Here is a 3,069-nt window from a genome sequence, read left to right as displayed (position 1 = left end):
CACGCGGTTCAGGGACAGCCAGCGCTTTCGTTTTCGGCCGCCTCGGGAAGCGACACCCGACTTCCCGTTTCTTGTGACTTTAGGGCAACACCACCTCCCCGTGCCGAGATTCCACCCGGTATGTTACTTGCTCGCTTTCCAGGGCGCGGTTCCCGCGAGCATGGCGATGTAGGCCACGAAGAACCAGAGGATGAGCCGCAGGCCCCAGGGCTCCACCTCTTTCTTGCGCAGCTCTTTGGCCAGCAGGGCGCAGGTCATGGTCTTGTAAAGCATCTGGACCAGAAATAGAGGGAGGAACCTCTCCTGGGTCTTCTCGCTGCGCAGGGCGGCGGCGGAGCAGGCCCCCACGGAGGTGACGATAGTCCCGTAGATGCCCATCATCACCGGGTCCTCATATGGCCACTTGAGGATAGCCCGTGGCAGTTTCTGGAAGAGGATCATGGGAGGGCCCAGGCTTAAACACATGGCCGTGTTGTAGGCGTACATGAATCTCCGCCACCTCTTCAGCTTCTCGCCGGCTCCGGTTTCTCCTGACACTTTTCATCCCTCCCGCCGCTCGCGCTCATCCGAGCGATGTCTTTCGCGTCGTGACCTCGTCCGGGGGCCGTCCGGCTGCGCTATGGAAACCCGAACACGGGATTTGCCGCTTTGTGGTGCCTTCCTCCCCACATGGGGCTCCTCCCGACAGCCGCGCCTGGGCAAACGAGGTTCTTCACATCTCGCTCTCGTGTAAGCCGTCTGACCCCGAGAATCTTTTCTCCAACCGCGGGTTTGTGCGCCCGCGAGGGGCATATACCATACGAGATCTTGCGCTGCATAACCCATATCCTCTTGCCGGTTTCCTTTTTCCCGCTGTTTTTCCTTTTTTCACGGGTTTATCGGAGCGTCTCCACCTTAGAGTTCCTCTTTCGGTGCTTTCCTCTCCGATAACGTCCTAGCGCCCCATAGAAGCCGTTGTGTGCTCAATCCTCTGATTTAACATATGAACCTGATCCCCTTCCGGGTTTTGCGCTTCTCCCTCGTCCTCTTCATGATGAAGCGCATGGCGAGAAGCCCGGCCGCCGCTCCCGCGGCCAGTTTCACGGCTCCTGCAACGCCCTTTTCCTCCCCTTCACCACGCTCCGGGCGCGCGGCGGCAGCGAGAAGGGAGGCCACGCGGCGCATCGTCCTGGCCAGGGAGGCGGTATCCAGTTCCTTCCAGGCCCTGCGCAGGGTCCGGGCGATCTCCTCCCGGTTCGCCTCCAGCTGGGCGGTGGAGAGCTCGATGGCGGCGAGAGCCCGGTTAAGCGCGGAGACCACCGCGTCCCGGACCTCCTCGGGAGGCCTGCCCTCCCCCAGGAGCAGACGGCGCAGCAGTCTCCCGTAAACCTGGGGAAGCTCACCCAGGCGTTCCCGGTCTATACCCGCGCCTATGCGCCCCAGGATGTCTTTGAGCAACGGTTCCGGGAGCCCGTTTAACTGGCGTCCCAGCTCCAGCAGGAACTCCAGCAGCCAGTTGGCGGCATCGGGCAGGGCCCCGAAGAGGCTCATGGAGATGCCCGGGTCGCCCCAGAGCAGCGTCTTCACCACGCCGGAGGCGGTCTCGGGCCTGATGTCCTTTATCTGGAGGAGAAAGACCTCCTTCAGGGCGGGAGTGGCGATGATCTCCTTGATTATCCTCTCCCCGAGGCCCGGGGTCACCTCCTGGTTTTCCATGTTCCCACCCCCTTACTCTTCCTTGGCGCCGTCGGTCTTCTTCGCGGCGTTCCTCGTCCCGCCGGACTTGGAAGCCGTTTTCTTCGCCGGAGTTTTAGCTGGTATTTCCAACAACGGTTGCATGACGTATTTCACGAAGTCCGGGTTCTCCCTGAGGGCCCCCTTGAAGGCCTGGACGAAAGCATAGGTGGAGGAATTCTTGTCCTTCGCCCTCTTGCCCGCTGCGGCCATCCAGGAACTCAGGCGTTCGGCCATGGAGTCCTCTCCCACGGCAGTTGAGAAGGCGGAGGAGAAGTCCTTGCGCAGGGAGGAGAGGCTGCGGCGCAGACCGCTTTCCTCCTCGGAGAGCTCCAGTAAGAGGCCCATCCTCACCAGGCCTCCCACCGCCTCGCCCAGGGCTGCCCCGTCTATGCCCTCCACGATGCGGTGCAGGAGGTCATTTAGGAGGGGTGCGGGCATGGAGTTCATCTGCGCGGCGGCCTCGGCCATGGCCTGGAAGGCGGTGTTCAGTATGTCAGGCAGGGTCCCGAGCACGGACATGAGCAGTCCGGGGTCCTGCCAGAATATGGTGCGCACCAGGCGGCGCGCCGCGGGAGGGTCCACGGCGTTGAGCAGGGTGATCACCGTCTCCTTGAACTTGGGAGTGCTAATGAGCTGGCGCAGTATGCGGTCCAGGGCGTCTACCAGCCCCCGCGTCTCCACTTCCGTCCGGGTTCCCGTTTCCACGGCCATCTTCATCACCTCATAACGTCTCGCACTCGAAGAACCAGCGGGCCACCTCCATCTGGCTGAGCTGTTTGCCGCCGAGCCAGAGCTGGACCATCTTTATGTCCCGCCAGTGCTTCTCCACATCCCAGTCGCGGTCCGACCCGAAGCATTCCATGAGGTTCATCACCTTGCCGATGGCCTCCAGGGCGCGGTCGGCGGCGAAGTAGCGGTGGGCGCGGGCCCGGGCCACGATCTCCGGGCTCCAGCGCGGCCCGTACAGGTCCTGGCGGTCGCACATGCGGGCGCACTGGTAGCCGATGATGCGCACCGCCTCGATGGTGGCGGCGAAGTCGGCAAGCACCCCGGCCACGGCGTCGTTCTCCTTGAGGGGCATGCCGCGGTAGGTCTTGCGGCTCACGTACTCCTGCAGTTTCTCATAGATGTTGAGCATCACCCCCACGGCGAAGGCGATGCTCCCCATGTTGCCCAGGGAGACCACCTCGCCGTAGTACTTGGCGTCGTCCCCGGGGCCGCAGGCTCGGTACCACAGGGGGACGCGCACGTTCTCGAACCAGATGTCGCCGTTCTTGTCCGCGGCCATGCCCGCCTTCTCGTAGGCCGGGCCCTGGGTCACGCCGGGGCGGTCGCAAGGCACGAAGATGATGG

Annotated in this window: 4 protein-coding genes; all 4 read right to left on the bottom strand. The window is 63.4% G+C overall.

Annotated features, from left to right (window positions below):
• Positions 1 to 123: 123 nt before the first annotated feature.
• Positions 124 to 537 carry a hypothetical protein gene (locus H7007_RS02400; protein ID WP_287152899.1) on the bottom strand — a complete coding sequence of 138 codons (414 nt, stop codon included), beginning with the start codon at positions 535 to 537 and terminating at the stop codon, positions 124 to 126.
• 438 nt (positions 538 to 975) lie between these two features.
• Positions 976 to 1,695, bottom strand: coding sequence for a hypothetical protein (locus H7007_RS02395; protein WP_287152898.1), 720 nt, complete (start codon positions 1,693 to 1,695; stop codon positions 976 to 978).
• A gap of 12 nt (positions 1,696 to 1,707) precedes the next feature.
• Positions 1,708 to 2,433 carry a hypothetical protein gene (locus H7007_RS02390; protein ID WP_287152897.1) on the bottom strand — a complete coding sequence of 242 codons (726 nt, stop codon included), beginning with the start codon at positions 2,431 to 2,433 and terminating at the stop codon, positions 1,708 to 1,710.
• Positions 2,434 to 2,437: 4 nt separating this feature from the next.
• A partial coding sequence (locus H7007_RS02385; RefSeq protein WP_287152896.1) for an acyl-CoA dehydrogenase family protein occupies positions 2,438 to 3,069 on the bottom strand: 632 nt, incomplete at its 5' end.

Source organism: Candidatus Solincola tengchongensis, from assembly GCF_015711935.1.
Taxonomy (GTDB): Bacteria; Actinomycetota; Geothermincolia; order Geothermincolales; family RBG-13-55-18; genus Solincola_A; species Solincola_A tengchongensis.
The sequence above is the reverse complement of the archived record's forward strand: the minus strand, read 5'-3'. Positions and strand labels throughout refer to the sequence as shown.

Excerpts from the sequence above, each read along its gene's own strand:
- H7007_RS02395 (WP_287152898.1), bottom strand. The coding sequence starts at position 1,695 with ATGGAAAACCAGGAGGTGACCCCGGGCCTCGGGGAGAGGATAATCAAG.
- H7007_RS02390 (WP_287152897.1), bottom strand. The coding sequence starts at position 2,433 with ATGAAGATGGCCGTGGAAACGGGAACCCGGACGGAAGTGGAGACGCGG.